The organism is Micromonospora inositola, from assembly GCF_900090285.1.
Lineage (GTDB): Bacteria > Actinomycetota > Actinomycetes > Mycobacteriales > Micromonosporaceae > Micromonospora > Micromonospora inositola.
On record NZ_LT607754.1, the window covers coordinates 2,823,529 to 2,849,202 of the forward strand.

At 71.6% G+C, this 25,674-nt stretch carries 30 protein-coding genes and 1 pseudogene; 13 read left to right on the plus strand and 18 right to left on the minus strand.

Annotation, left to right across the window (positions count from 1 at the left end):
* Positions 1–31 precede the first annotated feature (31 nt).
* The gene (locus GA0070613_RS13565; protein ID WP_089012633.1) at positions 32–553 is read right to left on the minus strand and encodes a methylated-DNA--[protein]-cysteine S-methyltransferase; all 522 of its coding nucleotides are present in this window, start codon (positions 551–553) and stop codon (positions 32–34) included.
* Positions 550–2,061 carry a DNA-3-methyladenine glycosylase 2 family protein gene (locus GA0070613_RS13570; RefSeq protein WP_089012634.1) on the minus strand — a complete coding sequence of 504 codons (1,512 nt, stop codon included), beginning with the start codon at positions 2,059–2,061 and terminating at the stop codon, positions 550–552. Before GA0070613_RS13570 ends, GA0070613_RS13565 begins: the two co-directional genes overlap by 4 nt.
* A 379-nt stretch (positions 2,062–2,440) precedes the next feature.
* Between GA0070613_RS13570 and GA0070613_RS33410 the strand changes: the two genes are divergently transcribed.
* Positions 2,441–2,905 carry a hypothetical protein gene (locus GA0070613_RS33410; protein ID WP_231929770.1) on the plus strand — a complete coding sequence of 155 codons (465 nt, stop codon included), beginning with the start codon at positions 2,441–2,443 and terminating at the stop codon, positions 2,903–2,905.
* Positions 2,906–2,982: 77 nt separating this feature from the next.
* On the opposite strand, the pseudogene GA0070613_RS13580 reads toward GA0070613_RS33410, so the two are convergent.
* A pseudogene (locus tag GA0070613_RS13580) lies at positions 2,983–3,753 on the minus strand (EamA family transporter); the annotation flags it as partial.
* 91 nt (positions 3,754–3,844) lie between these two features.
* Here GA0070613_RS13580 and GA0070613_RS13585 point away from each other — a divergent pair.
* Together GA0070613_RS13585 and GA0070613_RS13590 are read left to right on the plus strand one after the other, a co-directional pair.
* Positions 3,845–4,345 (plus strand): MarR family winged helix-turn-helix transcriptional regulator, encoded by a 501-nt coding sequence (locus GA0070613_RS13585; protein ID WP_231929771.1) that lies wholly within the window; start codon positions 3,845–3,847, stop codon positions 4,343–4,345.
* A gap of 100 nt (positions 4,346–4,445) precedes the next feature.
* The gene (locus GA0070613_RS13590; protein ID WP_089012637.1) at positions 4,446–5,180 is read left to right on the plus strand and encodes a Type 1 glutamine amidotransferase-like domain-containing protein; all 735 of its coding nucleotides are present in this window, start codon (positions 4,446–4,448) and stop codon (positions 5,178–5,180) included.
* On the opposite strand, the gene GA0070613_RS13595 is transcribed toward GA0070613_RS13590, so the two are convergent.
* Complete coding sequence (locus tag GA0070613_RS13595) at positions 5,177–5,410, minus strand: hypothetical protein (protein ID WP_089012638.1); 234 nt, start codon at positions 5,408–5,410, stop codon at positions 5,177–5,179. The two genes, GA0070613_RS13590 and GA0070613_RS13595, sit on opposite strands and share 4 nt — an antisense overlap.
* Positions 5,411–5,618: 208 nt before the next feature.
* Between GA0070613_RS13595 and ychF the strand changes: the two genes are divergently transcribed.
* Both ychF and GA0070613_RS13605 read left to right on the plus strand, forming a co-directional pair.
* A complete protein-coding gene (gene ychF, locus GA0070613_RS13600) occupies positions 5,619–6,704 on the plus strand; it encodes a redox-regulated ATPase YchF (RefSeq protein ID WP_089012639.1) in 1,086 nt (361 codons plus the stop codon).
* Between the two features lie 218 nt (positions 6,705–6,922).
* The gene (locus GA0070613_RS13605; RefSeq protein ID WP_089012640.1) at positions 6,923–7,531 is read left to right on the plus strand and encodes a DJ-1/PfpI family protein; all 609 of its coding nucleotides are present in this window, start codon (positions 6,923–6,925) and stop codon (positions 7,529–7,531) included.
* 77 nt (positions 7,532–7,608) lie between these two features.
* Here the strand turns inward: GA0070613_RS13605 and GA0070613_RS13610 are convergent, their stop codons facing one another.
* The 3 genes from GA0070613_RS13610 to GA0070613_RS13620 form a co-directional block, all read right to left on the minus strand.
* The gene (locus GA0070613_RS13610) at positions 7,609–8,019 is read right to left on the minus strand and encodes an SRPBCC family protein (RefSeq protein WP_089012641.1); all 411 of its coding nucleotides are present in this window, start codon (positions 8,017–8,019) and stop codon (positions 7,609–7,611) included.
* 70 nt (positions 8,020–8,089) lie between these two features.
* Positions 8,090–8,746 (minus strand): GNAT family N-acetyltransferase, encoded by a 657-nt coding sequence (locus GA0070613_RS13615; protein ID WP_089015925.1) that lies wholly within the window; start codon positions 8,744–8,746, stop codon positions 8,090–8,092.
* A 185-nt stretch (positions 8,747–8,931) separates the two neighbouring features.
* Positions 8,932–9,342: a GntR family transcriptional regulator gene (locus tag GA0070613_RS13620; protein WP_197699074.1), complete on the minus strand. Its 411-nt coding sequence runs from the start codon at positions 9,340–9,342 to the stop codon at positions 8,932–8,934.
* Positions 9,343–9,581: 239 nt separating this feature from the next.
* Between GA0070613_RS13620 and GA0070613_RS13625 the strand changes: the two genes are divergently transcribed.
* Together GA0070613_RS13625 and GA0070613_RS13630 are read left to right on the plus strand one after the other, a co-directional pair.
* Positions 9,582–9,896 (plus strand): DivIVA domain-containing protein, encoded by a 315-nt coding sequence (locus GA0070613_RS13625; RefSeq protein WP_089012643.1) that lies wholly within the window; start codon positions 9,582–9,584, stop codon positions 9,894–9,896.
* Positions 9,896–10,153 carry a hypothetical protein gene (locus GA0070613_RS13630; RefSeq protein ID WP_089012644.1) on the plus strand — a complete coding sequence of 86 codons (258 nt, stop codon included), beginning with the start codon at positions 9,896–9,898 and terminating at the stop codon, positions 10,151–10,153. The genes GA0070613_RS13625 and GA0070613_RS13630 overlap by 1 nt, the downstream gene beginning before the upstream one ends.
* A 32-nt stretch (positions 10,154–10,185) precedes the next feature.
* On the opposite strand, the gene GA0070613_RS13635 is transcribed toward GA0070613_RS13630, so the two are convergent.
* Positions 10,186–10,902, minus strand: coding sequence for a SanA/YdcF family protein (locus GA0070613_RS13635; RefSeq protein ID WP_089012645.1), 717 nt, complete (start codon positions 10,900–10,902; stop codon positions 10,186–10,188).
* Between the two features lie 105 nt (positions 10,903–11,007).
* On the opposite strand from GA0070613_RS13635, the gene GA0070613_RS13640 reads away from it, so the two are divergent.
* Both GA0070613_RS13640 and GA0070613_RS13645 read left to right on the plus strand, forming a co-directional pair.
* Positions 11,008–11,325, plus strand: a complete 318-nt coding sequence (locus tag GA0070613_RS13640; protein WP_089015926.1) for an ArsR/SmtB family transcription factor — start codon at positions 11,008–11,010, stop codon at positions 11,323–11,325.
* Entirely contained in the window at positions 11,325–11,813 is a 489-nt protein-coding gene (locus GA0070613_RS13645) for an SRPBCC domain-containing protein (RefSeq protein WP_089012646.1), read from the plus strand. Before GA0070613_RS13640 ends, GA0070613_RS13645 begins: the two co-directional genes overlap by 1 nt.
* A gap of 47 nt (positions 11,814–11,860) precedes the next feature.
* Here GA0070613_RS13645 and GA0070613_RS13650 read toward each other — a convergent pair whose 3' ends face one another.
* The 4 genes from GA0070613_RS13650 to GA0070613_RS13665 all read right to left on the minus strand — a co-directional run bounded on the left by GA0070613_RS13650 (position 11,861) and on the right by GA0070613_RS13665 (position 14,058).
* Positions 11,861–12,586 carry a class I SAM-dependent methyltransferase gene (locus GA0070613_RS13650; protein ID WP_089012647.1) on the minus strand — a complete coding sequence of 242 codons (726 nt, stop codon included), beginning with the start codon at positions 12,584–12,586 and terminating at the stop codon, positions 11,861–11,863.
* A gap of 105 nt (positions 12,587–12,691) precedes the next feature.
* Positions 12,692–13,054 carry a PH domain-containing protein gene (locus tag GA0070613_RS13655; RefSeq protein WP_089012648.1) on the minus strand — a complete coding sequence of 121 codons (363 nt, stop codon included), beginning with the start codon at positions 13,052–13,054 and terminating at the stop codon, positions 12,692–12,694.
* Positions 13,055–13,228: 174 nt separating this feature from the next.
* Entirely contained in the window at positions 13,229–13,573 is a 345-nt protein-coding gene (locus GA0070613_RS13660; protein ID WP_172875812.1) for a hypothetical protein, read from the minus strand.
* A 176-nt stretch (positions 13,574–13,749) separates the two neighbouring features.
* Positions 13,750–14,058: a 4a-hydroxytetrahydrobiopterin dehydratase gene (locus tag GA0070613_RS13665; RefSeq protein WP_089012649.1), complete on the minus strand. Its 309-nt coding sequence runs from the start codon at positions 14,056–14,058 to the stop codon at positions 13,750–13,752.
* Positions 14,059–14,242: 184 nt separating this feature from the next.
* On the opposite strand from GA0070613_RS13665, the gene GA0070613_RS13670 reads away from it, so the two are divergent.
* Positions 14,243–14,683, plus strand: a complete 441-nt coding sequence (locus GA0070613_RS13670) for a (deoxy)nucleoside triphosphate pyrophosphohydrolase (RefSeq protein ID WP_089012650.1) — start codon at positions 14,243–14,245, stop codon at positions 14,681–14,683.
* An 84-nt stretch (positions 14,684–14,767) separates the two neighbouring features.
* Here the strand turns inward: GA0070613_RS13670 and GA0070613_RS13675 are convergent, their stop codons facing one another.
* The 6 genes from GA0070613_RS13675 to GA0070613_RS13700 all read right to left on the minus strand — a co-directional run bounded on the left by GA0070613_RS13675 (position 14,768) and on the right by GA0070613_RS13700 (position 22,282).
* Positions 14,768–15,871, minus strand: coding sequence for a succinate dehydrogenase/fumarate reductase iron-sulfur subunit (locus tag GA0070613_RS13675; RefSeq protein ID WP_089012651.1), 1,104 nt, complete (start codon positions 15,869–15,871; stop codon positions 14,768–14,770).
* A 4-nt stretch (positions 15,872–15,875) separates the two neighbouring features.
* Positions 15,876–17,786 carry a fumarate reductase/succinate dehydrogenase flavoprotein subunit gene (locus GA0070613_RS13680; RefSeq protein ID WP_089012652.1) on the minus strand — a complete coding sequence of 637 codons (1,911 nt, stop codon included), beginning with the start codon at positions 17,784–17,786 and terminating at the stop codon, positions 15,876–15,878.
* A gap of 11 nt (positions 17,787–17,797) precedes the next feature.
* A complete protein-coding gene (locus GA0070613_RS13685; RefSeq protein WP_089012653.1) occupies positions 17,798–18,604 on the minus strand; it encodes a hypothetical protein in 807 nt (268 codons plus the stop codon).
* A gap of 256 nt (positions 18,605–18,860) precedes the next feature.
* Positions 18,861–20,267, minus strand: coding sequence for a TldD/PmbA family protein (locus GA0070613_RS13690; RefSeq protein ID WP_089012654.1), 1,407 nt, complete (start codon positions 20,265–20,267; stop codon positions 18,861–18,863).
* A complete protein-coding gene (locus tag GA0070613_RS13695) occupies positions 20,264–21,700 on the minus strand; it encodes a TldD/PmbA family protein (protein WP_089012655.1) in 1,437 nt (478 codons plus the stop codon). Before GA0070613_RS13695 ends, GA0070613_RS13690 begins: the two co-directional genes overlap by 4 nt.
* Before the next feature lie 33 nt (positions 21,701–21,733).
* Positions 21,734–22,282, minus strand: coding sequence for a Uma2 family endonuclease (locus GA0070613_RS13700; RefSeq protein WP_089015928.1), 549 nt, complete (start codon positions 22,280–22,282; stop codon positions 21,734–21,736).
* A gap of 236 nt (positions 22,283–22,518) precedes the next feature.
* Between GA0070613_RS13700 and GA0070613_RS13705 the strand changes: the two genes are divergently transcribed.
* Genes GA0070613_RS13705 through GA0070613_RS13715 form a run of 3 tightly spaced genes read left to right on the plus strand, consistent with a single transcriptional unit; the run spans position 22,519 to position 25,672 of the window.
* Positions 22,519–23,622 (plus strand): ABC transporter ATP-binding protein, encoded by a 1,104-nt coding sequence (locus tag GA0070613_RS13705; protein ID WP_089012656.1) that lies wholly within the window; start codon positions 22,519–22,521, stop codon positions 23,620–23,622.
* Positions 23,619–24,674, plus strand: a complete 1,056-nt coding sequence (locus GA0070613_RS13710) for an ABC transporter ATP-binding protein (RefSeq protein WP_231929772.1) — start codon at positions 23,619–23,621, stop codon at positions 24,672–24,674. Before GA0070613_RS13705 ends, GA0070613_RS13710 begins: the two co-directional genes overlap by 4 nt.
* Positions 24,671–25,672 carry an ABC transporter permease gene (locus GA0070613_RS13715; protein ID WP_089012657.1) on the plus strand — a complete coding sequence of 334 codons (1,002 nt, stop codon included), beginning with the start codon at positions 24,671–24,673 and terminating at the stop codon, positions 25,670–25,672. The genes GA0070613_RS13710 and GA0070613_RS13715 overlap by 4 nt, the downstream gene beginning before the upstream one ends.
* Positions 25,673–25,674 lie beyond the last annotated feature (2 nt).

Below are 25,674 nucleotides of genomic sequence, written 5' to 3' on the forward strand. Positions count from 1 at the left end.
ACGTTAGCGTCAAATGTGAGTCACGCTTCTGTCAGCTTCCCGTCACTGAGCGCTCCTGCTGCTCGTGATCGAGCAGCCACTTCTTCACAGTCAGCCCCCACCGGTAGCCGCCCAGGGTCCCGTCGGTGCACAGCACCCGGTGACAGGGGACGAAGAGCGCGGCGGCGTTGCGGGCGCAGGCCGCCGCGGCGGCGCGGACCGCCGCGGGGCGGCCGGCCAGCCCGGCGAAACCGGTGTACGTCACCGGCTCGCCCGGCTTCACCTCGCGGAGCACCTGCCAGGCGTGGGTCAGGAACGCGCCCCCGCTGTGCTGCTCCACCGGCACCGCGTCGATCGCGGTCAGGTCGCCGTCCAGGTAGGAGCGGACGGCCGCGGTGACCGGGCCCAGGTCCGGCCGGTGCCGCAGCTCGCCGCGCAGGCTCGGGTGGGTCAGCGGGAGCAGGCCGGCCGGGTCGGCGGTGAAACCGGCCGCGCGGACCGCCCCGTCGGGGCCGGTCAGGATGCTCAGCGGGCCGGCGGGGGTGTCGATGACGCTGCTGTCCAGGATGGTCATGCTGCTCTCCAGAGTCGGATCACCGCGTACGACCGCCAGGGGCGCCAGGGGTCGGCGTACGCGTCGAGGGTCTTCGGGTCGGTGGGCAGGCCGAGCGCGGCCGCGCCGCGGCGTACGGCGAGGTCGGTGGGGAGGAAGACGTCCGGGTCGCCGAGGGCCCGCATCGCCACGTAGCCGGCGGTCCACGGCCCGATCCCGGGCAGCGCCGTCAGCCGCCGTACGGTCTTCTCCCGATCCCCACCCGGCTCCAGCTCGATCTCTCCCTCGGCGACGGCCCGCGCGAGCGCCCGGACCGTCTCCCGCCGCGCCCCCGGCATCCGAAACGCCCCGTCCGGCAGCCTCGCCACCTCTTCGGCGGTAACAAACCCCCGCAGCTCCCCCGCCCCGCCCTGCCGCTGTTGATCATGAAGTTGACGGGTGATCTGGAGATCGAACTCTCCGCCAACCTCATGATCAACGGGATCGGGGGTGGGGGTGGCGGCGGTGAGGAGGTGGGTGAGGGTGGTTCGGGCGGACTGGAGGGAGACCTGTTGGGTGGTGATGGCGCGGAGCGCCATCTCGAAGCCGTCGACGGCGCGGGGGAGGCGGACTCCCGGTTCGGCGGCGACGGCCTTTGCGAGGGCGGGGTCCTGGGCGAGGGTCTCGTCGATGGCGGTGGGGTCGGCGTCGAGGTCGAGCAGGCGGCGGCAGCGGGCGACCGCGGGGGCCAGGTCGCGCATGTCGGCCAGGCGCAGGGTGGCGGACACGTGCCCGTCGGCGGGGGTCAGCGCGACCTCGCCGGCCCCGTGCGGCAGCCGCAACCCCCGGCGGTACGTCCCGTCGCGCACCTCCTCCACGCCGGGCAACGCCCGCACCGCGAGGAAGTCCAGCAGCGCCGCCGCGTGCATCGGCGGCCGGTACGCCAGCCGCAGCGTGATCGTGCCCGCCCCGCCGGTCGCGGGCCGGCCGCCCCGGCTGACCCGCAGCTCGGACGGGGCGGCCGCGTACACCTCCAGGACCGTGTCGTTGAACTGCCGGACGCTGCCGAACCCGGCGGCGAACGCGATCTCGGCCATGCCCAGGCCGGTGGTCTCGATGAGGATCCGGGCGGTCTGCGCGCGCTGGGCGCGGGCCAGTGCGAGCGGTCCGGCGCCCAGTTCGGCGCGGAGCATCCGGTGCAGGTGGCGCTCGGTGTAGCCGAGCCGGGCCGCCAACCCCGGTACGCCGTCCCGGTCGACCACCCCGTCGGCGATCAGCCGCATCGCCCGCCCGACCACGTCGGCCCGGACGTCCCACTGCGGGGAGCCGGGGGCGGCGTCGGGGCGGCAGCGGCGGCAGGCCCGCAGCCCGGCGCCCTGCGCGGCGGCGGCGGACGGGAAGAACCGGACGTTCTGCCGCTTCGGCGTCGTCGCCGGGCAGGACGGCCGGCAGTAGATCCCGGTCGAGGTCACGCCGGTGTAGAACCAGCCGTCGAACCGCTGGTCACGGCTGTCCACGGCTCGGTAGCACCGCTCGAAGTCCAACTCCACGCCACCGATACTGCCTCGCTGGTCGGGGCGATGGCTGGCGGGATTCGGACCTGGCCGTGCGGGCGGCCGGCGGGGCCCGGCGCAGGGCGGCCTCCGCCCGGAAGATCGGCGTGCCGGTCCCCGGTGAGCAGGTACGCGACCCGCATCAGCGCCGGAGTGCGGCTCGCCACGAAGTCGGCCAGCCGGGCCCGTTCGTCCTCGTCCACCCACCCTCCCCGTTCTCACTGTCGCAGTTACAGACGCCCCAGCTCAGGCCAGCTATCCCTGGCGCGGCAACGATTTCCGGTCCGAAAGTGTCGGTAGCGGGCGGTACCGTCCCGCCACCAACTCAAGAAAAGGTGCGGGGGATGGCGAGCGTGGCCGGGCGAGGTGCCCGCTGATGCGGTCCGGACGGGTCCGGCTGGACCGCGCGGTGGTGCAGGGCTTCTACGACCGGATGCGGGTGGTGGCGCCGGCAGCCTACGGCGCGATCGAGCGGGACCGGGCCGACGACCCGGGGCGGGCCTTTCCGGAGACCGCCTGTGGCCGGCTCGCCGGTTCGCTGGATGTGGCCGGGCTGCGCGCGCTGGGCATGTGGGCGCACCACTGGTGTGTGCGCTTCTACGACGACGACACCCGGGTGGGTCTGCGGCTGGTTCGGGAGATCGCCGGCCGGGCCGGACTGGGCTGGACCGTCGACGAGGTGCGCTGGATGCTCGACGAGTCGTACGCGGCCGGCCCGGCCGCCGCGCACCGGTTCGTGCTGCCGCGTGCCGCGGCGGCGGAGTTGTCGCCCGGCGCGCTGCCCGAGTGGGTGGACCGCGATGGCCGGCCCCCCGGCTGGCGGCGCCTGCTCGCCGGCTGACCGGGCAATTGGCCGACCACCATCGCCGCGACCGCCACGGCGAAGCCGGCGAGCTGCACCGGGCCGAGCGCCTGGTCGAGCACCAGCCAACCGAGTGCGGCGGCGGTCAGCGGGCTGAGCGCGCCCAGCACCGACACCCGGGTCACCGGCAGCAGCGCGACCCCCCGGAACCAGAGCGCGTACGCCCCGGCGGTGCCGACCAGCCCGAGCCAGGCGTACCCGAGCAGGGCGGGCCGGTCCGGTGCGGCTGGCGCGCCCTCAACGGCGGCGGCCAGCGGCACGATCATCAGGCCGCCCGCGACGAGCTGCCAGCTCGTGGCCGCGAGGGTGCCGACCCCGGCGGGCCGGCCCCAGCGCCGGGTGAGCACCAGCCCGGCGGCCATGGCGGCGGTGGCGGCGAGGCCGGCCGTGATGCCGAGCGGGTCCAGCGCCGCCCCCGGTCGCAGTACCACCAGGGTCACGCCCAGCGGCGCGGCCAGCGCGGCGAGCAGCGCCGGCCGGCCGGGCCGGGTGCCGAGGGCGACCACGCCGAGCGCGGCGACCAGCAGCGGTTGGGCGGCGCCGAGCACGGCGGCGGTCCCGCCGGGCAGCCGGTACGCGGCGAGGAAGAGCAGCGGGAAGAAGGCGCCGATGTTGAGCGCGCCGAGCAGGGCCGAGCGCCACCACCAGACGCCGCGCGGTCGACGGCGGGTGAGCGCGAGCAGCAGCAGCCCGGCCGGCAGCGCCCGGAGCGCGCCGCACCAGAGCGGCCGGTCGGCGGGGAGCAGCTCGGTGGTGACCAGGTAGGTGGTGCCCCAGGCTGTCGGTGCGGCGGCGGTCAGCGCGGCGTCGGTCCAGCGTCGGTTCATGGCGCGTCCTTACCTTGTCGTTAAGTATCTCAGAGCTAAGCTAACCAGTGTCGAGTGAAAGGGGAAGGGCGAGATGCGGCACAATCCCGGAGTGGCAGCAGCGGACGAGGTCGACGTGATCGTCGAGCAGTGGCGTCGGGAACGGGCCGGGATGCGGCCCGAGCCGATGGCCGTCTTCGGCCGGATCTACCGGCTGGCCCGGCTGGTCGGCGACCGCCAGGAGAAGGTGTACGCCGACTGGGGTATCGGCCGCGGTGAGTTCGACGTGCTCGCCGCCCTGCGCCGTTCCGGCGAGCCGTACACGCTCGCACCGAAGGCGCTCGCCGCCGGCCTGATGCTCACCTCCGGCGGGATGACCGGCCGGCTGGACCGGCTGGAGCGGGCCGGCCTGGTCCGGCGTACGCCCGAGCCGGCCGACCGGCGCGGGCTGCGGGTCACCCTCACCGAATCCGGCCGGCGGGTGGTCGAGGAGTCGGTCGAGGCCGGGCTGGCCGTGCAGCGGCGGATCCTCGACGCGCTGCCGCCCGAGGAGCAGGCGCGCCTGGCCGACCTGCTGCGTACGCTGCTCGCCGCCGCCGAGGCGGAGGCCTGAGCGGTCGCAGGGCGGCGGGGAACGGAGGGCGGGGCTGCGCCCGCCGACGCTCGTGTCGGAGGATGATCGTGACCGCCAGCCACCGACCGGGAGGACGACCGTGCCCGCCAGCGAACCGACCATCGTCGCCACCAGCATGGGCTTCTCCAGCCGGTGGCGCGGCCCGTACGACGCGCAGCCCGGCCCGGTCTTCGACCTGATGGCCGAGCTGGCGCAGGCCGGTGACGCGCCCCGGATCTGCTACCTCAACCAGGCGGTCGGTGACCAGCCGACCTCGTTCACCCTGTTCTACGGCGCCTTCGCCGGGACCCGGTTCCGTCCGTCCCACCTGGCCCTCTTCCCGATGCCCAACGTCGAGGACGTGCGAGCCCACCTGCTCGCCCAGGACGTCATCTGGGTGGGCGGCGGCAGCGTGGCCAACCTCTGCGCGGTCTGGCGGGTGCACGGCCTCGACGAGATCCTGCACGAGTGCTGGCAGGCCGGCGTGGTGCTGGGCGGGGTCTCCGCCGGGTCGATCTGCTGGCACCTCGGCGGCGCCACCGACAGCTTCGGCCCGACCCTGCGGTCCTTCACCGACGGGCTGGGCTGGCTGCCGTACGGCAACGGGGTGCACTACGACGGCGAGGAGCAGCGCCGGCCGCTGATGCACAAGCTGGTCGGCGACGGCACGCTGCCGGTGAGCCACTGCACCGACGACGGGGTGGGGCTGGTCTACCGGGGCACCCGCCTGGTCGAGGCGGTCGCCGACTGCGAGGGCGTCGCGGCGTACGAGGTGAGCCGGGCCGAGGACGGCAGCGTCCGGGAGACCCGGATCGAGCCCCGGCTGCTCGCCTAGACCCGGTCCTCGAAGGCCGCGCAGACGGTCGCCCGGACCTGCGGACCCTCGATCGCCCGGAGCAGCTCCCGGGCCAGCGCGATCTGGTGGTCCTCGTCCACCGTCCGGTCCATCGGGGTCAGCTCGACCCGCCACCGGAAGTAGAGGTAGTCGTCCTCGTCGGTCGCGGCCAGCCGCGGGTCGGCTCCCTCGTTGGGGTTGATCTCCAGCAGGTTGCCCCGGACGTCCACCGAGTCACGCCGGTAGGGGACCGCGTCGGGCAGCCGGGTGCGGATCCGCCTCCCCGCGGGCCTACGGCACCGAAGAGGGTAGCAACGCGGTGCCACCTGCCGGTGACCGTCGTTGACAGCGCGTGGTGGGCCGGGGACGGGCGGTCGGCGCACCTCTCCGGACGCCGGCCGGCAGGGCCAGGTCGGGGGCCGCGTAGACTGGCGGCCCGTGAGCCTCACCATCGGGATCGTCGGCCTGCCCAACGTCGGCAAGAGCACCCTGTTCAACGCGTTGACCAAGAACGACGTGCTCGCGGCGAACTACCCGTTCGCCACCATCGAGCCGAACGTCGGCGTGGTCGGGCTGCCCGACGAGCGGCTGGGCACGCTCGCGGAGATCTTCGCCTCGCAGAAGGTGCTGCCGGCGCCGGTGTCGTTCGTCGACATCGCCGGCCTGGTCCGGGGCGCCTCGAAGGGGCAGGGCCGGGGCAACGCGTTCCTGGCGAACATCCGCGACGCCTCGGCGATCTGCCAGGTGGTGCGCGCCTTCTCCGACCCGAACGTGGTGCACGTCGATGGCAAGGTCTCCCCGGCCGACGACATCGAGACGATCAACACCGAGCTGATCCTCGCCGACCTCCAGACCCTGGAGAAGGCGCTGCCGCGGCTGGAGAAGGAAGCCAAGCTCCGCAAGGACCGGGCCGCCGCGGTCGAGGCCGCGAAGAAGGCCGTCGAGGTCCTCGACGGCGGCACCACCCTGTACGCCGGCGCGGCCGCCGCCAAGATCGAGCTGGAACACCTGCGCGAGCTGCATCTGCTCACCACCAAGCCGTTCCTCTACGTCTTCAACGTGGACGAGGCCGAGCTGGGCAACGCCGAGTTCCTCGACGAGCTGCGGGCGCTGGTCGCCCCGGCGGAGGCGGTCTTCATGGACGCCAAGATCGAGTCCGAGCTGGTGGACCTGCCCGAGGAGGAGGCCCGCGAGCTGCTGGAGTCGATCGGCCAGCACGAGCCCGGCCTGAACCAGCTCGTCCGGGTCGGCTTCCGCACGCTCGGGCTCCAGACGTACCTGACCGCGGGTCCCAAGGAGGCGCGGGCCTGGACCGTCCCGGTCGGCGCGACCGCGCCGGAGGCCGCGGGCGTCATCCACTCCGACTTCCAGCGCGGCTTCATCAAGGCCGAGGTGGTCTCCTACCACGACCTGGTCGCGGCCGGTTCGATGGCGGCGGCCAAGGCCGCCGGCAAGGTCCGGATCGAGGGCAAGGAGTACGTCATGCAGGACGGCGACGTCGTGGAGTTCCGCTTCAACGTCTGAATCCGCCGCCCGTGGTCAAGGTGCTCGGGTCGATCAGGGTGAGCTGGCAGCGTGGTGGCGAGCAGGCAGCAGGTCGGCGGGACGGTAAGTACGGCACTCAGGCTCGGAGCTCGAAACGCAGAGCGTCAGTAGGCATGCCGCCAGCCGCTGATTGGCTCTCGACCTGGAACGGCGCGCAGGGAGACTGGACATCTGATGCCGTACTTGAAGGAGTTGTGATGCAGGTAGCCGTGGTCACCTTCGACGGGTTCAACGAGCTCGACAGCTTCATCGCTTCCGCGCTGATCAACCGGTGCCGTAAGGACGGCTTGGAGGCCTTCATTACGACGCCGACGCCGGTGGTCACGTCGATGAACGGCGTCGAGGTGACCGGGCAGCGCCCGATGGAGTTCGTGACCGAGGCCAGCGTCGTGCTGATCGGTAGCGGAGTGAAAGCACGCGACGTGGCCGCCGACGACCGGCTGCTCTCTATGTTGCCGCTCGACCCTTCGCGACAGCTGATCGGTTCGCAGTGCTCCGGCGCGCTGGTGCTCGCCCGGCTCGGGTTGCTGGATGGCATGCCAGCTTGCACGGACATGAAGAGCCGGCCCTTTGTCGAAGCCTGCGACGTCACCGTGCTGGACGCGCCGTTCTACGCCGAGGGGAACATCGCTACGGCGGGCGGTTGCCTGGCGTCCCAGTATCTCGCCACGTGGGTGATCACCCGAATGCTCGGGGAGAACGCCGCGCGCGACGTCATCGGCTACGTGGCTCCGGTCGGCGAAAACCAGGAGACTGTCGAGCGCGCCATGCGTGCCGTCCACGCGGGCGAGCTTGCACTGCGCTGACGCCCCGCGATCAGCCGTTTGGGGCCGCCTACAGTTATGGCGACGACTCCTGAGAGCCTCGTCTGGGCAGGCGCCTGCTACGCCTCGCGCCCCGTCGACTCGAGGACGTGCTTGAGCCGGGTGAGGTCGGCCGCCACCAGCTGAGCGTCGCGGGCGAAGTCCTCGTCGCTCATGCCGGGCAGCCGGCGCAGCGTGAACACCACCTCGCAGGCGCTCCCGTCCCGGATCACGCGCATCGGGTTGTAGACGGTCTCCCCGGAGGGCAGCGTCACGTCGTGGTCGAGGACGCCAAACTCGTTACGCGGGACGAAGGCGAAGCCGACCCGTCCCGTCGTCGTCTCGACGTACCACTGTCCGTCCACGTTCTCCACCGAGGACCCGAGACCCGGCGCCCACCGAGGTAGATTCGCCGGGTTCGACGCGTACTCGTACACCTCGGTGGCCGGCCGGTCGATCCGCTCGGACAGCTGCCTGGATTCCGACGCCACCCCCGGATCATGCCACCGGCGGCCCGCTGGTGGGAGGCATCGACCGGCGACCGACGTGGTGGCGGCGGGATCACTCCGCGAGTTTCGTCGTGTCGCGCGCGCCCTGGAAGTTGATCCGCATCACCACGCGCCGCGGGGTCGGCCGGGTCACCTCGGTGAATCCGGCGTCGGCGAAGATGTTGCGGCTGCCGACGTAGAGCTCGCCCCAGGTGACCACCTTGCCCGGCTGCATGATCATGGGGTAGCCCTCGACGGCTCGGGCACCGCGCTCCCGGGCGAAGTCGACGGCCGCGGCGGCGAGCGCGCCGCTGACGCCCCGGCGCCGGAAGCCCACCCGGGTGACGAAGCAGGTCACGGCCCAGACGCCGGCGTCTGCCGGGTCCTCGCCGCGGCCCGACCACACGACGCGGCTGCCCAGCAGGTGCACGTAGACGGCGCGCGGCTGGACCGCGCACCAGCCGGCGGGCTCCCCGTCGAGGTAGGCGACCAGGCCGCTCGTAGTACGGGCCCGGGGTTGGCCGCACCGGGTCTCCTCGCGTAGCCGCCGGGTGCGTTCCTCGACGGACTGCGACCGCCACTCGGCGGGCGTGGACTGGAACCACTGGCACTGGCACTCGGCCGCGTTGCCGCGCGTGCCGAAGACGGCCTGCAGGTCCTCCCAGCTCGCCTTGTTGGCGGGCAGGACGGAGATAGAGGCGTCCTTGGCCTTCCCGGTCGTGTCCGCCATCGTCGCCACACCGTCCCTCCGGATTCGGCCGAGCCCTCGCGTCCGGCACGACGAAGAGGTTGCCCACCAGGTGCGCGGACGTCAACAAGACCGCCCGTGACTCCTATTGCATCGAAGCGGATGTCGGGATCGTCGGACTGGACCAGGCACATCATTCTCGGCGAATCGACCGCCCTCGTGCGGGTTCATGCGGGGCGGGTCAGCTCGACCTCGTCGCCCGGCAGGACCTCGATGGTGCCCTTGGGGTCGCGGATCTCCAGGACCGGCACACCCTCGTCGAGCTGCATCGACCGGCGTTCGCCGCCGCTCGGCATCCGCGCGATGACCGATGCCCCCGGCGGCAACTCGACCTGCCGCCGCTGCGGAGTCTCCCGGACGTGGCTGCCGTGTCCTCGCACGGTGTTGACCAGCCCCTCGGAGCGCAGAAGTGAGATTGCCATCCGCACGGCCTCACGGCCGATCCCGTACTCCTGAGTCAGCCGGGCCTCGCTGGGCAAAGCCGACCCGGGCGTCAGCTCTCCTGCCTCGATCTGCTCGCGGAGGAGGTCGGCAAGCTGCACGTAGACCGGTGTGTGCGACCGCGGATCGATGGCCATGACACATAGCCTCATTCCCCCGTGCGCAGGTGTGGTTGTGCCCCTGAGCCCCTGACCGTATAGTCGCAGTGACGGTCGGTGCTCGGGCGGAAACGCTCGTCTGGCTGACCCCTGATGAGCAGCCCTGCTGCCGTACCGCTGAGTGGAGCTGCGGTGGTGGGGCGGGGTGGTCGGCCCGCGCGCGGCGGGCGGGTGCGGCCACCCCTTCCATCCCGAGTGCGCAGAAAGGTGGGACGGTCATGCGTGGCTTCTTCCGGCGGGGCCGAGACGAGCCGGCGCAGCGGGGGCCGGGGAACTGCTACCGCTCCTCGACGTACGTCCCGCTGGCGCCCTGGCAGGTGCGCGAGCGACGGTTCCGGTCGACCCGGTTCGGCCGGCGCGGTCTCGATCCGGCCGAGGTGGCGGAGTTCCTCGACCGGGTCGCCGCCGACCTCACCGCCGCCTACCGGGCACTGGGTGACAGTCGGCAGGAGACGGCCCGGATCAAGGACGCGCTGCGGCGCTGGCAGTCCGAGCAGAACCAGCAGTGGGTCAACGCCGGGCGGTACCGCTGATGGTCGAGCGGGAGCGCTTCGTCATCCACCTGCCGGTGGCCGCCGGCGACCTGGTCGGCGCGGTCCGGCTGGCCCGGGTGGTGGCCCGCTGGGCGAGCCTGCTGTCCGCGGCCGATCCGGGGGAGACCACCGTCTCCGCCGAGGACGACCAGGGCGTACGCCATCGGGTCTTCTGCGACCTGCGGCTGCCGGGCGGTCGGCGCTGCCTCCTCCGGGCCGACCACGACGGACCGTGCGCCCGCCGGCTGACCCGCTGAGAGCCTTCCGCGCGGGCCCGGACGTGGGGTCGTCAGCCGTCGCGGAGGGCGTCGTCGACGCCGGTCTCGCGGCGGCCGAGGTGGACGGGGTCGCGCCCGGAGAGGACGTCGACCGCCGCCTTCACGCAGGCGCCGTACTCCCGGGTGGAGCTGGCCCGCCACCGCTGGGCGTACCGTCGCGCGGTGTCGTCGCCGACCCCGTTGGCCTCGATGCCGAGGTGCCGGCACAATGCGACCGCGCGGGGCAGGTGGAAGGACTGGGTCACCACCGTCGCGCGGTCCACCCCGAAGATCCGCTTGGCCCGTGCGCACGAGTCGTACGTGTCGAAGCCCGCGTAGTCCATCACGACCTTCTCCGCCGGCAGGCCGTGGTCGAGCAGCCAGCGCCGCATCGCCTCCGGCTCGTTGTAGCCGGCGTGCATGTTGTCGCCGGACACCAGGATCGCGCGGACCTTGCCGGCGGTGAACAGGCGCTGCGCGATCTCCAGCCGGGCGGTGAGAAACGGCGACGGGGTGCCGTCCGCCTCCACCTTCGTGCCCAGGACCAGGGCGACCGGTTCGTCCGGCACGCCGGCCTCGGTGAAGATGTGGCCCTCGGCGCCGCCGCGGATCCACGCCACGCTCGCGACGGTGCCGCCGGTCAGGAGGACCGCCGCGACGATGACCGCGAGGAACGCGCGGCGTAACCGGCGTACGGCGCGGTGGTGAGTGGCGCACCACCGGTTGATGATCGCGAATCGCCCCCACATTCGGACGATTATCCCCGTCATGGTCGCGCAACCCGGGCCGGCCCGGGTTGCCGTGGCGCGGCTACGACGTTGACATGTGACCAGATGGTCACCTATGTTGAGGTCGTGCCCGATGACGACCTCGTGTTCAAGGCGCTCGCCGACCCGACCCGGCGCTTCCTGCTCGACCTGCTCTTCGCCCGCGACGGGCGGACCCTGACCGAGCTGGAGTCCGAGCTGGAGATGACGCGCTTCGGCGCGATGAAGCATCTCCGCGTCCTCGAGGACGCGAGCCTGGTCGTCACCCGCCGGTCGGGTCGGGAGAAGTTGCATTTCCTCAACCCCGTGCCGATCCGCCAGATCCACGACCGGTGGATCGACAAGTACACCGCGCACCACGCGTCGGCACTCGTCGACCTGAAGACCGAGTTGGAGGACCGATGATGACCAGCAGCACGCGCACCGTCCAGGTGCACCGGATCTACATCCAGGCCACGCCCGAGGCGGTCTGGACGGCGATCACGAATCCCGAGTGGAGCGAGCGGTACGGCTACCGATCGCCCGCCCACTACGAGCTGCGCCCCGGCGGCCGCTACCAGGGCCTGGCCAGCGCCGAGATGAAGGCGACCGGCGTGCCGGAGGTGGCCGTCGAGGGTGAGGTCGTCGAGGTCGACCCGCCGCACCGCCTCGTGCAGACGTGGCACCCGGTGTGGGGCCCGGAGGCCGCCGCCGAACCGGCCACCCGCCTGACGTACGAGATCGAAGAGATCTCCTCCGGCGTCACCCGGCTGACCGTGGTCCATGACGTCACCGACGCGCCGGGCGTGGCGGCGCTGGTTGCCGGGGAGGTACCCAACGCCGGAGGCGGCTGGAGCGAGGTGCTCAGCGACCTCAAGACGCTGTTGGAGACCGGCAAGCCGCTGGCCTGCTGACCGTGGGGCCGGCGATGGACAGCCAGTCCGCGAGCACGTTGGCCTGATCAGTCGGCGGCGCGGGCGATGACGACCAGTTCTCCGTCGTCGCTCGCGCCCACCGGCTCCCGGCCCCAGCCGCCGTGGATCCGCTCGACGGTGAAATGGGCGGTGGCCAGATCCGCCCGCAGCTCCGCCTCGGTCCTGAAGCGCAACGTGCCCGGGCTGCGCAGCTCGTCGCCATCGGGCAGGAGGTAGTGGTGGACGAAGCTGACCAGGCCGTCGCGTACCTCGGTCAGCTCGGTCCAGGCCTCGACCGCCGTGCCGTCGGGCAGCGCGACCCGGCGTCGCGAGTCGTGGGGGGTCCAGCGTTCCCACCGGCGGGCCGCCGGGTCGCGGGAGTCGAAGACCAGCCGGCCGCCGGGCACGAGCGCCCGGCGCAGGTCGGCCAGCGTCCGCCTCCAGCCGTCCTCGGCGCGGATCTCCTGCGCCACGTGGCTGGTCAGCACCGCGACGTCGTACGCCGCTTCCGGCAGGACCTCGGCCGTGCCCTCGATCCAGGTGACCCGGTCGGCGCCCGGCTTGGCCCGCGCGGCGTCGAGGGCGGCGCGATGCGGGTCGACGCCGGTGACGGTGTGGCCGGCGGCGGCCAGCGCCAGGGTGAGGCGGCCGGTGCCGCAGCCGAGGTCGAGCACCCGGGCCGCCGGGGTCTCGTCGACCGCCGCGAGGAAGAAGTCGTCGTCGCGGCCCCACCGGTTCTCCGCGTCGTAGATGGCCGCGGGACGCCGGTCCATTCAGGCCGCGTCGTTCCGGCGGATGATCTCGCGGACCACCCGATCCAGCTCGGCGCGCTTGGCCTCGTGCGCGTGGAGATCCGCCATGACTGATCAGGATAGGGGTCAGGAGATGTGGTGCAGGATCACGTTGTGCACGTGGTGGCTCTTCTGCGCGCCCCGGAACTCGACCTCGTAGGTGTGCGTACCGACGTGGATGGCGATCGCGCCGGTGGAAAAGAATGAACCGCCCCACGACTTGTTGCTGACCACGCTGACGCTGGTGATCTTCGAGTACGGGATGCTGGTGATGGCGTACCGCTTGCCGATGAACGATCGGTCCTGGATGATCACCCGCCGGTCGGTCAGGCCGATGAATCCGGTGCCCGCGCCGACCGCGTCGTAGACGGCGATGATCTGCTCGCCGTCCAGGAGCCCACTCTGGACCTGCTGGAACTGTTCCTTGCGGTCGTACGTCACGTTTGCCATGCGTTCCAAGGTAGGCAGCCCGCGCCAACAGCCGGCGGAGCGCCCGCGCTGGAGACCAGCGCTCGCGTCCGGGCGACGACGAGGAACTCGCCGTGGCCCACCGGGACGGCCGACACGACGGAGCCCCGCCGCGCATCGGCGGATTCGCGGCGGGGCTCCGGTGCGACGTAATGGTCAGCCGTTGGTGCGCGGGTCGTCGTCCCGGGTGCGGCTGCCGGCCTTGGCCAGGCCGCGGCTGATCAGGTAACCGACGGTCAGCAGCGTGATGTACCACCAGGCCTTGTCGGCGGCGAAGTAGTCGCTCCCGTTGTTGGCGGCGCCGTCGCCGACGGCGTTCGAGGCGATCAGCACGCCGATGACCGACAGCAGGTAGACGGCCAGCTCCGTGGTCTTCCACGCCGGCTTGGTCTCCTCGCCGTGCCGGTGCAGGTGCCGGACGTCGCGGTCGAGGTGGCCGGCGTGCGCGTGGTCGATGTCGTCGGTCGCGCGGGTCGTGCTCGCAGTGGTGGGCGTCGTCATGTCAGCTCCCGAGAAGGTAAACGTATTAAGGTGACAAAACCCTTATGCGGGGGTTGCTGCTCTCCCGCGGGGTTCAGTTACCCCGTACGTACTTCGCCGGAAACAAGGTTTTTCAGCCTTCTTCCAGGCCCGCTCGATCGGGCCCGTGATCTGCCGTCGGGCGGAGACCGTGCGGGTCAGGAGTCGGTGACCGCGCGGAACGCGTCCTCGATGCGGGCGGCCAGCAGGACCTCGCCCTCGGTGAGCGGCTCGCCGTCGCCGTGCCCGACCCGGATGTGGGTCTGGTCGGCCCGGCGGCTGATCTCGGGGCGCAGGCGCAGCGCGTCCGCGACCACCTTGACCCTTTCGGTCAGGGCCGCGTGCTGGGTGTCGTCGAGGACCATGGTCCGGCGGATCTGCTCGCCCTCCCGGGTCCATCCCGACAGCAGGGTGAGCGCGTCGCTGAGGTAGTCGTGCTTGGAGCGGCCGCTGAACAGCACGCGCATCACCGCACCTCCCAGGCGTCGTTGCCGGCTTGTGGCCAAATCGTCGCCGCCCCGTGTCCTCGTAGACGACCTCTAGTCTGTCGTCGCACGGAGGGTGTGTCCACGCCCACACTTCCGTGTTCTGTTGACCTGACGGCCGACTCCGCTACCCAAACCGCCGATTGATCTGGCACGCTGGACGCCCGTGCGGACCGAACGGGTAAGCGGAAACGGACAGGCCGACCGGCGCGAGCCGAAGGTGGTCGTCGGGGCGGCGATCATCGCCGACGGGCGGGTCCTGGCCTGCGCGCGCTCCGCGCCGCCCGAGGTCGCCGGGAAGTGGGAGTTTCCTGGCGGCAAGGTCGAGCCGGGGGAGACCGAGACCGCCGCGCTGATCCGTGAGTGCGCCGAGGAACTCGCCGTACGCGTGGAGATCGGCGACCGGATCGGCCGCGACGTCCGGATGGCGCACGGTCGCTCGGTGCTCAAGGTGTACGCGGCCCGCCTGCACCACGGCGACCAGCCGAAGGCGCTGGAGCACTCGGAGCTGCGCTGGCTCACCGCCGCCGAACTGGACTCCGTCACCTGGCTCCCCGCCGACGCCCCGATCGTCGCCGCCCTCCGCCCGCTGCTCGCCACCGGCTGACGCGGAAGCGGACACGGGGGCGAAAACGGGACGGGGGCCGGCGGCAAGTCGCCGCGGCCCCCGTCTTCGTTGTTGTCGTCGTGCTCAGTGCTTCGGCTCGTCCTGGCTCGGGTGAGCGAAGTTGAGGTGCTCGGGCGGCAGCGGGAAGGTGACGTCGTCGCCGAACGGCGACGGCGCGGCCGCCCGGTCGAAGGTCAGCTCCGTCAGCGGCAGCTTGCCGTTGGCGTCGACGGGCGGGGTGGTCGGGTGCGGCACCTGGCGGTGCCAGTTCACGCCCTGCTGCGCCTCCGTCTCGTGGCGCGGGTCATGCGAGCCCCCCGCGTGCGAATGCACGCCGCCGTGGGCGGCGGCGGAATGCACCGCGCCGCCGTGCTGGGCGCTGGTTACGAAGGTCTGAGGCACCTGACCCCTCCGGAAGATCTTGCTACCAAGCCACACGAGGGGATCGTACCTGCGGTCGACGACCCGCTCCTTCATGGGGATGATCCCGTTGTCCGTGATCTTGATGTGCTCGGGGCAGACCTCGGTGCAGCACTTGGTGATGTTGCAGTAGCCCAGACCCTGCTCGGCCTGCGCGTACTCCTTGCGGTCGGTCTTCGCGTCCAGCGGGTGCATGTCCAGCTCGGCGGCCCGGATGAAGAACCGCGGGCCGGAGAAGGCCTGCTTGTTCTCCTCGTGGTCGCGGATCACGTGGCAGACGTTCTGGCACAGGAAGCACTCGATGCACTTGCGGAACTCCTGCGAGCGCTCGACGTCCACCTGCTGCATCCGGTAGTCGCCCGGCGCGACGTCGGCCGGCGGCGCGAAGGCCGGGGTCTCCCGGGCCTTCTCGTAGTTGAACGAGACGTCGGTGACCAGGTCCCGGATGACCGGGAAGGTCCGCAGCGGCGTGACCGTGACCGTCTCGGCCTCCTCGAACGTCGACATCCGGGTCATGCAGCTCAGCCGCGGCTTGCCGTTGATCTCCATCGAGCAGGAGCCGCACTTGCCCGCCTTGCAGTTCCACCGGCAGGCCAGGTCCGGTGCGTCGGTGGCCTGGAGCCGGTGGATGACGTCGAGGACCACCTCGCCCTCGTTGACCTCGACCGTGTAGTCCTGCAGGTCGCCACCGGTCTCGTCGCCCCGCCAGATACGGAACTGTCGCTTCGCGGCCGGCTTGCCGGCCGCCTGGGATTTCTGCTCACCCATTTCGTCAGCTCTCCTTCTGCGCGAGGGCGTCGAACTCGGCGAGCTCCTCGTCGGTCAGGTACTTGGACAGCTCGGCACGGTCGAAGAGGCGGATCAGCTCGCCCCGCATCGTCGGCAGCGGCTTGTGGGTCAGCCGGACGGTGTCGCCGTCCAGCGAGCAGACCAGGTTGACCTGCCGCCACTTCGGGTCCATCGCCGGGTGGTCCTCCCGGGTGTGGCCGCCGCGCGACTCCTGCCGCTCCAGCGCCGCCTTCGCGGTGCACTCCGAGACCACCAGCATGTTGCGCAGATCCAGCGCCAGGTGCCAGCCCGGGTTGTAGCGCCGGCCGCCGGCCGCACTCACCTTGGCCACCCGCTCGCGCAGCTCGGCCAGCCGGCTCAATGCGTCCACGAGCTCGCCCTCCCGCCGGATGATTCCGACCAGATCCCCCATCACCGCCTGGAGGTCCTGCTGGAGGGTGTACGGGCTCTCCCCGGTGTCCCGCTGCAGCGGCGCCAGCGCGGTTTCCACCGCGGTCTCCACCGCCGTGACCGGCACCTTCGGACGCGAGGTCAACTTGTCGGCGTACGAGGCGGCGTGGCCGCCCGCCCGCTTGCCGAAGACCAGCAGGTCGGACAGCGAGTTGCCGCCGAGCCGGTTCGAGCCGTGCATGCCGCCGGAGACCTCACCCGCGGCGAAGAGCCCGCGCACGGTGCCGTACGCGGCGCCGGAGTCCGGCTCCACCTCGACGCCACCCATCACGTAGTGGCAGGTCGGGCCGACCTCCATCGGCTCCTTGGTGATGTCGACGTCGGCCAGCTCCTTGAACTGGTGGTACATCGACGGCAGGCGGCGGCGGATCTCCTCGGCCGGCAGCCGGGAGGCGATGTCCAGGTAGACGCCGCCGGCCGGCGTACCGCGACCGGCCTTGACCTCGCTGTTGATCGCGCGGGCGACCTCGTCGCGGGGGAGCAGCTCCGGCGGACGCCGGTTGTTGTCCGGGTCCTTGTACCAGCGGTCCGCCTCCTCCTCGTTGTCCGCGTACTGCTTGCGGAAGACGTCGGGGACGTAGTCGAACATGAACCGCTTGCCGTCGGAGTTCTTCAGCACGCCGCCGTCACCGCGCACCGACTCGGTGACCAGGATGCCCTTCACCGACACGGGCCAGACCATGCCGGTGGGGTGGAACTGGAGGAACTCCATGTTGATCAGGGTGGCCCCGGCGCGCAGCGCGAGGGCGTGACCGTCCCCGGTGTACTCCCAGGAGTTCGAGGTGACCTTGTAGGACCGGCCCACGCCGCCCGTCGCGAGGACCACCGCGGGGGCCTCGAAGAGGACGAACTCGCCGGACTCCCGGTAGTAGCCGAACGCGCCGGCCACCCGCTCCCCGTCGAGCAGCAGCTCGGTGATGGTGGTCTCGGCGAAGACCTTGATCCGGGCCTCGTAGTCGCCGAGGTCGCGCTTGTCCTCCTGCTGGAGGGAGACGATCTTCTGCTGGAGGGTACGGATCAGCTCCAGGCCGGTCCGGTCACCGACGTGCGCCAGGCGCGGGTACTCGTGGCCGCCGAAGTTGCGCTGCGAGATCTTCCCGTCCTTGGTGCGGTCGAAGAGCGCCCCGTACGTCTCCAGCTCCCAGATCCGCTGCGGCGACTCCTTCGCGTGCAGCTCGGCCATCCGGAAGTTGTTGAGGAACTTGCCGCCGCGCATGGTGTCGCGGAAGTGCACCTGCCAGTTGTCCCGGCTGTTCACGTTCCCCATCGCGGCCGCCGCGCCGCCCTCGGCCATCACCGTGTGCGCCTTGCCGAACAGCGACTTGGAGATGATCGCGGTCTTCTTGCCGGCCAGCCGGGCCTCGATCGCCGCCCGCAGGCCGGCGCCGCCGGCCCCGATCACGACGACGTCGTAGTGGTGTCGTTCGATTCGCGTCTCAGTCATGTCCAGGGCCTCTAGTTGATGAACCGCAGGTCGTTGAACCAGCCGGCCGCCACCGCCATGACGTAGAAGTCGGTGAGCGCCAGGGTGCCGAGGGTGATCCAGGCGAGCTGCATGTGCCGGACGTTCAGCCAGGAGATGAACGTCCAGGCCTGGTAGCGCATCGGGTGCTTGGAGAAGTGCTTGAGCCGGCCGCCGATGATGTGCCGGCAGGAGTGGCAGGAGATGGTGTACGCCCAGAGCATCACCACGTTGGCCAGCAGGACCAGGTTGCCCAGGCCGAAGCCGAAGCCCTTCGGCGAGTGGAAGGCGTAGATCGCGTCGTAGGTGTTGATCAGCGAGATGATCGCGGCGGCGTAGAAGAAGTAGCGGTGCAGGTTCTGCCCGAGCAGCGGGAACCGGGTCTCCCCGCCGTACGCCTGGTGCCCGTCCGGCACCGCGCAGGCTGGCGGCGACAGCCAGAACGACCGGTAGTACGCCTTGCGGTAGTAGTAGCAGGTCAGCCGGAACAGCAGCAGGAACGGCAGGGTCAGCGCCGCGTCCGGGATGATCCACCAGCCGGGCAGGAAGCTGCCGAAGTGCGAGGAGCCCTCGACGCACCGGTCCGTCACGCACGGGGAGTAGAACGGGGTCAGGTAGTGGTACCCGTCCACCCAGTACCACTTGTGCATGAAGACCCGGACCGTCGCGTACGCGACCCAGGCGCTGAGCCCGATGACGGTGATCAGAGGCTGGAACCACCAGCGGTCGGTCCGCAACGTCTTCGCCGCGATCGCGGCGCGTGCCCGCGCCCCCCGCGGCCTCGTTGCCGTTGATGTCATTCGAGTCGTCTCCCTGACGGGGCCCTCGCGGGCGGCGGATCAGTCGTACCGGTCAGCGGACCGGCGAGACCGCGTCCACTGCCACGTCTTGCGCACGCAGGCGACCACACCGGCGTACCGGCGCAGCTAAGTGACACACGTTACGCCGATCTTCGCGGCCCGGCCGCGCAACGCAGTGTCCCGTGTGTCCCGCACGTTGGAAAGCCCCCGGAGCATGATCGATGTCCGGCCGTTAGGAAAGATCGACCGGCGCGCGTCAGCCGGAGGCCCCGCCGGTGAAGTTCCAGGCGGCCAGCCGCAGCGGCGGCGCCTCCCACCAGACGCCGTCCATCCGATCCGGTTGCCGGACCGGCCGCCGGCCGAGGCCCAGCACCGCGCCGGGGCCGAGCGCCCGCGGGTACGACTCGGTGAAGCGGAAGTCGCGGACCGCCCGGGTCGGCACCCCGTCCTCGACCAGCCAGACCCCGTTGCGGGTCAGGCCGGTGATCACCAGGCGCTTCGGGTCGAGCACCCGGGTGTACCAGAAGTCGCTGACCAGCAGCCCTCGCTCCACCCCGGCGATCAGTTCGGCGGTGTCCCGGTCGGCCACCGCGCCGGCGCCCCCGACCGGGTCGTCGCCGGCCGGCCCGTCGTCGCCGGAGCCAGCGCCGCCGGTTGCGGCGACGAGGCGGATGTTGTGTGGGATCGGCCCGAAGGTGGCGCTGCCCGGCCCGCCGTGACCGGTCGAACCGGTCCCCGCCTGCGCGCCGCCGCGCCGGTCGTGCGCCACCGCCCGGGTGACACCGCCGTCGACCAGGGCCAGCGCGCGCCGGGCGGTCCCCTCCGGGTCGTACGGGAGGGCCGAGCCGTGCAGCGGGTCGTCGACCAGGGTCACCGCCGGGTCGAACTGGGCCACGCCCGGCTCGGCGAAGGACTGCCGCTCCGCGTACCGCTTGCCGTTGAAGCCGTACCACGCCAGGTTCTGCAAGAGGTCGGCGACGGCGGCCGGTTCGAGCACCACCTCGTACCGGCCCGGGGGCAGCTCGACCGGGTCGGCGGCGGCGCGCGCCTTGGCGGCCGCCCGGGCGCCGAGGGCGGCGCCGTCGAGGTCGGCGAGGCGGTCGGCGCAGAGCCGGGCGACCCCGTCCGCCCCGCCGGTCCGCGCGATGCCGTCCATCGCCGCCTCGGCCGAGCGGCCCCGGGCGCTGTGGCCCGCGGAGTTGGCGAACGCTCCGGATCGGTGCGCGGTACGGCAGTAGCCGGCCGCCTCCAGCCCACCGGCGGCGTCCACGAAGGCGCGTACCCGGGCGGCACGCTCGTCCGGGTCCGCGTCGGCGGTGGCCTCGTCCCAGTCGGGGGCCGACGGCACCGCCGACGGCGGGGTCAGCCCCGGCCAGGCCGGGTCGGGTGGGCCGAGCCGCGCCGCGGTCAGCGTCCGCTCGACCAGCGCGTGCAGCCCGTCGGGGGTGACGATGCTGCCGCTGCCGGCGGCGGTCCGGCCGTCGACGTGCAGCCGCAGCCGCACCCCGACGGCCGACTCGGCGACGTTCTGGTGGATGAAGGAGTTGGCGAAACGGGTCAGCGCCAGCTCGAACCGGCTCGCCACCACCTCGGCCTGCGCGTCCGGCCCGGCGAGCCGGCGGACCAGCTCCACCACCTGACCGGCGATGTCCAGCTCGCTCATGCCCGCACCCCCACCCGGACGTTGCGGAACCGGGCCGGCGCGGCCGGGTGGCCGGTGTGGCCGGTCTGGCCGGGTTGACCCTTGCCGCAGTTCGGTGTGCCCCACGGGACGATCTCCGAGGAGAGCATGTCCATCGACCGCCAGAAGAGCGGGCCGATCCCGGTGTATGTCGGGTTGCGCAGCATCCGCCCGCGCCGGCCCTTCTTCACCTCCCAGCCGATCTCGCAGCCGAACTGGAAGTTGAGCCGTTTGTCGTCGATGGACCAGGAGCGGTTGAGGTCCATCAGGACCCCGTCCTCGGTGGCGGCGATGATCTCGTCGAGGGTGTGCGGGCCGGGCTCCAGGCCGACGTTGGTCATCCGCACCATCGGCAGCCGGGCCCAGCCGTCGGCGCGTACGCTGCCGCCGTGGTCGAGACCGGCGACGGCGGCCGAGTCCCGGCCGGCGAGCACGCCCACCCACCGCCCCTCGCGGACCGCGTCCCGCTTCACCGCCGGGGAACCCTCGTCGTCGTAGCCGAAGCTGCCGAGCGCGCCGGGCAGGGCCGGGTCGATGGTGACATTCATCAGCTCCGAGCCGTAGCGCAGCGTGCCGAGCTGGGCCAGGTCCAGCCAGGACGTGCCGGCGAAGGCGGCCTCCCAGCCGAGGATCCGGTCCAGCTCGATCGCGTGCCCGACCGACTCGTGGATCTGCAACGCGAGCTGCTCGCCGCCGAGGATCAGGTCGGTCTCGCCGGCCGGGCACTCGGGGGCGGTGAGCAGCTCCCGGGACTCCTCGGCGATCCGGGCCGCGTGCGCGGCCAGGTCGAGGGAGGTGACCAGCTCCCAGCCGGTGGTGCCGTACTGGCCCCGGTAGCTGGGATAGGAGCGGCGCTGCGTCTCCCCGTCGCCGATGGAGGTGGCCGAGATGCCGCCGCCGCACTCCCGGATCCGCTGGTCGATCCGGTGCCCCTCGCTGGAGACGAACCACTTGGCGGTGTCCCAGATCTGGTAGAGCCCCTCGGCCAGGTCGGCGCCGTGCTCCCGCATCGTCCCGGTGGCCCGGACCAGCAGATCGCCCTTGTCCGACAGGGGCACGCCGAGCGGGTCGACCGCGCAGCCCGAGGCCCAGCTCGCGGTGGTCGCCTCGACGGGTACCAGGTCGATGGGCGGGCCGGGGACCCGCGCGCTCGCGGCGGCGATCCGCGCGGCGCGCCGGCCGGCGTCGCGGGCCGCCGCGTCCGACAGATCCGGTACGGCGTGGAAGCCCCAGCTCGACCCGACCAGCGCCCGGACCCCCAACCCGATGCTCTCGTCCTGGGTCAGCTCCTCGATGTCGCCGTTGCGGGCCGACATCGACTCGTAGCGGCGGTGCATCACCCGGGCGTCCGCGTACCGGGCGCCCGCATCGAGGGCGGCCTGGACGGCGGCGGACGCCGCGTCGAACTCGGTCATGCGCTCGACCCTAGGCGAGCCGACCGACATCCGTCAGGGGACGAGATCCTCCGGCCGGATCGTCGCCCGCACCGGCTCGCTCAGCTCCAGGACCTGGCCGGGCTTGGTCACCGACTGCTCCTTGTAATGGCTGTAGTGCCGACGGTGGAGATGCAGGGTGCCGTTCTCCTGCTCGATCAACAGGTACCACTCGATGCCGGCAGCCGCGTAGTAGTGCATCTTGAGCACCTTGTCGGTGGCGGCGTTGCTCGGCGAGATGATCTCGCAGACCAGCCGTACGTCCCTGGCGTCGACGTTGAGTTCGTCGAAGTCGATGGGGCCGGTGATGACGAGGTCGGGAATCGGAATGCGACCGGGTCGGAGCCGTACGTTGACCGCTTCGAGCACGTGCAACCCGGCCGCGCGCGCGGGGACGCGCAGTGCCGCCCGCAGCTCGCCGGAGATGTTCTGGTGCCGTGGGGTGGGGGCTGGGGTCACGTGGAGGCTCCCGTCGAAGAGTTCGACGCGTTGCTGCGTCTCGCCGAGGGCGAGGTACTCCTCTTCGGTCCACGGTCCGTCGTGCCCGAACACCGCCGCGGTCATGGTCACCTCCACCTCATGCCGGCGGGAATCCTCCCGTGGTTGCCGCAACCATGGTCGCACCTGAGGTGCGACCGCGGTTGAACGACGTCGAGTTGCCGACGTGAATATGCAGGTGAGGGCTGTTCAGGTCCGATGCTGACTCGTTACGCTGAGCCCCGCTGACAGCTGCCGCTCTGTAGCTTATTTTCGCCCTCAGATGTTTGCTGTAGGTTCTCTTCATCACTGAGGGAGGCGTCATGGGCAGGTCGGAGTCGGCGCCGTCCGGGGAACCGGACCGCCCCGAAGTGCCGGAGCAGCGCCCCGGCGAGGGGCCCTATCTGCGGGTGAACGACCTGCGGGTCCGCTTCGACACCGAGGACGGCGTGGTCCGCGCGGTCGACGGGGTGTCGTTCGCGGTCGAGCGTGGTCGCACGCTGGGCATCGTCGGCGAGTCCGGCTCGGGCAAGAGCGTCACCTCGCTGGCCATCCTCGGCCTGCACAACGCCAAGCGCGCCACCATCACCGGCGAGATCTCCGTCGGCGGCCGTCAGCTGGTCGGTCTGCCGGAGGAGCAGGTGCGGCGGCTGCGGGGCCGGGACATGGCGATGATCTTCCAGGATCCGTTGTCGGCCCTGCACCCGTACTTCACGGTGGGCAAGCAGATCGCCGAGGCGTACCGGGTGCACCATCCGAGGGCGGGGAAGCGGGAGGCCCGGCAGCGGGCGGTGGACATGCTGGATCGGGTGGGGATTCCGCAGCCGGCGAAGCGGTTCGATCAGTATCCGCACGAGTTCTCGGGTGGGATGCGGCAGCGAGCGATGATCGCGATGGCCCTGGTCAACGACCCGGATCTGTTGATCGCCGACGAGCCGACGACCGCCCTGGACGTGACGGTGCAGGCGCAGATCCTGGATCTGCTGGCTGATCTGCAGGCGGAGTTCCATTCGGCGATCATTCTGATCACGCATGACCTGGGTGTGGTCAGTCAGGTGGCCGATGACGTGTTGGTGATGTACGGCGGTCGGGCGGTGGAGCACGGGAGTGTGGAGCAGGTGTTGCGGCGGCCGCAGCATCCGTACACGTGGGGGTTGTTGTCGAGCGTGCCGTCGTTGCGTGGTGACGCGGACGCGGATCTCGTGCCGATCAAGGGCAACCCGCCGTCGTTGATCAACCTGCCGTCGGGCTGCGCGTTCCACCCCCGCTGCCGGTACGCCGGCCGCAACGGCAACCGGTCGAGCACCGAGGTGCCGGAGCTGCGCCCGGCGGGAGAGGCCGGCCACCTGGTCGCCTGCCACCTGCCGGCCGACGAGCGCGCCCGGCTCTACCGGGAGGACATCGCACAGGTGGGGGTGGCGCGATGAGCGGGGACGCCGAGCCGCTGCTGCGGGTCCGCGGCCTGACGAAGCACTTCCCGGTGCGGGACGGCTTCCGGTCGACCGGAGCGGTCCGGGCGGTCGACGGGCTGGACTTCGACGTGCGGCCGGGGGAGACCCTGGGGCTGGTCGGGGAGTCCGGGTGTGGGAAGACCACGACGGGTCGGATGCTGGTGCGGCTGCTGGAGCCGACCGCGGGCACGATCGAGTTCGCGGGGCGGGACATCACCCACGCCCGGCGGGGTGCGTTGCGGCCGTTGCGGCAGGACCTGCAGATCATCTTCCAGGACCCGTACGCGTCGTTGAACCCCCGGCACACCGTGGGTCGGATCGTGGCGATGCCGTTGCAGGTCAACGGGATCACCCCGCCCGGCGGGGTGAAGAAGCGGGTCCAGGAGCTCCTCGAGCTGGTCGGGTTGAACCCGGAGCACTACAACCGGTACCCGCACGAGTTCTCCGGCGGGCAGCGCCAGCGCATCGGCATCGCCCGCGCCCTGGCGTTGCAGCCGAAGCTGATCGTCGCCGACGAGCCGGTCTCCGCACTGGACGTCTCCATCCAGGCGCAGGTGATCAACCTGCTGCGGGACCTGCAACGCGACCTCGATCTGGCGTTCGTGTTCATCGCCCACGACCTGGCCGTGGTCCGGCACTTCTGCCACCGCGTCGCCGTCATGTACCTGGGCAAGATCGTCGAGATCGGCGACCGCGACGACATCTACCAACGCCCCCAGCACCCCTACACCCGGGCGCTGCTGTCCGCGATCCCCGACGTCACCACCCTCGGCCCCGCCGGACGCATCCGCCTCACCGGCGACGTCCCCACCCCACTCAACCCGCCCTCGGGCTGCCGCTTCCGCACCCGCTGCTGGAAAGCGCAGGACCGCTGCGCGACGGAGGAACCGGCACTGGTGCCCCGCGGCGGCAACCAGGCCACCGCCTGCCACTTCCCCGAGACGGGAACGATCAGCCCGGACCCAGGGCCGGCCGGCGAGAGTTCCGCCGGGCCGGTCGACGCGACCGCCGCGGAGGTGTCGAAATGAGCCTGTCCCCGGTCGAGGGCGTGGCACTGGCCGAGATCGAGTCCACCGGTGCGGGTCCCGAGGAGAAGGCGCTCGTCGGTCGCTCACCGGGCCAACTGGTCTGGAGCCGGCTGCGGCGCGACCGTACGGCGCTGGTCAGCGGTATCGTGCTGGCCCTGTTCGTCCTGGCGGCGTTGGGGGCGCCAATGATCCAGCGGATCTACGGGGTGTCGCCGAACGAGCAGTTCGGGGACCTGCTGGACGCCACCGGCATGCCCCTCGGCTACGTCGGCGGGGTCAACTTCGACCACTGGTTCGGGCTCGAACCCGGCCTGGGCCGGGACATCTTCGTCCGGATGATCTACGGCATCCGCACGTCGCTGCTGATCGCGCTCGGCGCCGCCGTGGTCACCTCGACGATCGGTGTGGTGCTCGGGATCCTCGCCGGTTACCTCGGCGGGGTGGTCGACGCGGTGATCGGTTGGATCACCGACGTCGCCTTGGCGATGCCGTTCCTCGTCTTCGCGCTGGCCGTGGTGCCGACGTTCTCGCTGCGCTTCTACGGCCCCCGGGACGCGGTGCCGACCTGGTTCGCGGTCACCACGTTGATCGTGGTCTTCGCCGCGTTCGGTTGGACCGGCACCGCCCGACTGGTACGCGGGCAGGTGGTGTCGCTGCGCGAGCGGGAGTTCGTGGATGCGGCCAGGGCCAGCGGCGCCGGGCTGGGACACATGCTCTTCCGGCAACTGTTGCCGAACATCTGGGCCCCGATCCTGGTGTCGTTCTCGCTAGCGGTGCCGGCGTACGTGACCGGCGAGGCGGCGCTGTCCTTCCTCGGCGTCGGGCTTCCCGAGTCGGTGCCCAGCTTCGGCCGGATGATCTACCGCAGCATCGACTACCTGCAGACCGACCCTGCCTACGTTTTCTTCCCCGGCATCACCATCTTCGCGCTCGTGCTGGCGTTCAACCTCTTCGGCGATGCGCTCCGCGACGCGCTCGATCCGAAGTCGTCACGGTAAGG